Source organism: Pseudomonas sp. 2VD (assembly GCF_005503585.1).
Taxonomy (GTDB): domain Bacteria; phylum Pseudomonadota; class Gammaproteobacteria; order Pseudomonadales; family Pseudomonadaceae; genus Pseudomonas; species Pseudomonas aeruginosa.
Window position 1 is genome coordinate 1 of record NZ_SCND01000600.1, and the last position, 1,995, is coordinate 1,995.

Below are 1,995 nucleotides of genomic sequence, written 5' to 3' on the forward strand. Positions count from 1 at the left end.
CCCTGGAGAGCCTGCTGCCGCTGCTCGAGCAGAAAAAGCACGGCTCCTGGCGCCGCCGGTTCGAGCGGGCGGCGACGGCCAGTCTCGAGGAAGCCCGGCGCCAGGCCGAAGAGCCCGCCGACCCGATCAACCCGCAGCGGGTATTCCGTTCCTTGTCGGAGCAACTGCCGGACGATGCGATTCTCTGCGGCGACAGCGGCTCGCATACCAACTGGTACGCCCGCGACATCCGCATGCGCCCGGGCATGCTCGGCTCGCTGTCGGGCAAGCTGGCGACCATGGGCAGCGGCGTGCCCTACGCCATCGCCGCCAAGCTCGCCTATCCGCAGCGGCCGGTGGTGGCGATGGTCGGCGACGGCGCCATGCAGATGAACGGCAACGCCGAACTGGTCACCGTGCAGCAGTACTGGCAGCGCTGGGACTCGCCGACCTTCATCGTGCTGGTGCTGAACAACGGCGATCTCAACCAGGTGACCTGGGAGCAGCGTGCCCTGGCCGGCGACCCGGAGTTCAGCCCGGCGCAGGAAGTGATCGATTTCCCCTACGCGCGTTATGCGGACATGCTCGGCTTCAAGGGCATCCGCGTGGATCGCCCGGAGGATATCGACGCCGCCTGGGCCGAGGCCTTCGCCGCCGACCGCCCGGTGCTGCTGGAGGTGGTCACCGACCCGAACGTGCCGCCGCTGCCGCCGCACATCAGTTTCGAGCAGGCCAAGCACCTGCTTGGCGCCATGCTGCAGGACGATCCCAAGCGCTGGGGGGTGATTCGCCAGAGCGCCCGGCAGGTCCTCGCGCGGCGCTGAGCAAGGCGGTCGCGGCGCTCAGTCGGCGCGGCCGCTACGCAACTGGTCGGCCAGTTCGCGGTGGTGGTAGAAGCGCGCCAGCCATTCGTCGGCGAAGCGGCGCAGGTCGGGATCGGCGGAGTTTCGGGCGATTCCCTCGAAGCGTGCGACCAGACGGTCCTGCTGGCGAATCTGCGCGTCGAGGAAACCGCGCTCGTCGAAGCCGCCGGGAGCGGCGGCCTGCCGTTCGGTCTGGCGCGGCGAGGGCAGCGCCAAGGCCTTTTCCCCGGCCAGGGCGCGCAACTGATGGTCGAACTCCTGCTGTTCGGTGAGTACGCGCTTGGCATAGAGCTGCACCGCCTTGTTTTCGGAACGGCGCATGGCTTGCTCGGCTGCCTCCACCTGGGCCTGGCTGTCGGCCAGGCTGTCGGCGAGCAGGGCGCGGGTATCAGCGGGTTCGGCCTGGACGACCAGGGGCAACAGCAGGGCGGCGATCAGTGACAGGCGACTGGGCATGGCGGACCTCCGGACGGGACGAGTGTGCGGTGGACGCTCGCCATACCGCGCCGTTCAAAAAAACCGCCTATGCGTCCCAGGCCGCCAGCAGGCGTCGATGCTCGCGGTGCGCCGCCTCCTGCACCGTCGGCAGCAGCCGTACCCGCTGGCCTGGCAGGCATTGCGCCAGGCGCGCCAGCGCCAGCGGGGCGAGGGCGCCGAGACGGGGATAGCCGCCGATGGTCTGGCGGTCGTTGAGCAGGACGATCGGCTGGCCGTCCGGCGGCACCTGCACCGCGCCCAGGGCGATGCCTTCGGAGATCATCGATTGCTGCCGGCATTCCAGGCGCGGGCCGAGCAGACGTACGCCCATGCGGTCGGCGCGGGTATCCACCTGCCAGTCGCCGTTGAACGCATCGAACAGGCTCATCGCCGGGAAGTCGCCGATCTGCGCGCCGAGGATCAGCTCCAGGCGCGCTTCGCCGGTGCAGTCCATGATCCGTTCGCTGGGCATCGGCAGCGTGCGTGGCCGTGCGCCATCGGCCAGCCAGCCGAGGCTGTCGCCTGCGGCCAGGGCCTTGCCGTCGGCGCGGGGGCCGCCCAGGCCTTCGCGGGCCACCGTGGCCAGGCTGCCCAACTGGCGCTCGCCGGCGAAGCCGCCGGGCGCCGCCAGGTAGGCGCGGGCGCTGTCTCTTATCAACATCTCCGAGCCCACGAG

The 1,995-nt window shown here is 70.4% G+C and carries 2 protein-coding genes and 1 pseudogene; 1 reads left to right on the forward strand and 2 read right to left on the reverse strand.

Annotated features, from left to right (window positions below; genetic code table 11):
- Positions 1-803: thiamine pyrophosphate-dependent enzyme (locus FFS27_RS32250; RefSeq protein ID WP_256659875.1), on the forward strand; the 803-nt coding region annotated here is incomplete at its 5' end.
- Positions 804-821: 18 nt separating this feature from the next.
- Here the strand turns inward: FFS27_RS32250 and FFS27_RS32255 are convergent.
- Positions 822-1,298, reverse strand: coding sequence for a DUF4142 domain-containing protein (locus FFS27_RS32255; RefSeq protein ID WP_015502986.1), 477 nt, complete (start codon positions 1,296-1,298; stop codon positions 822-824).
- Between the two features lie 67 nt (positions 1,299-1,365).
- Positions 1,366-1,995 (reverse strand): annotated as a pseudogene (locus tag FFS27_RS32260) (biotin-dependent carboxyltransferase family protein); the annotation flags it as partial.

Bases quoted from the DNA above. Each gene is read 5' to 3' on its own strand.
- FFS27_RS32255 (WP_015502986.1), bottom strand. From the start codon at position 1,298: ATGCCCAGTCGCCTGTCACTGATCGCCGCCCTGCTGTTGCCCCTGGTC.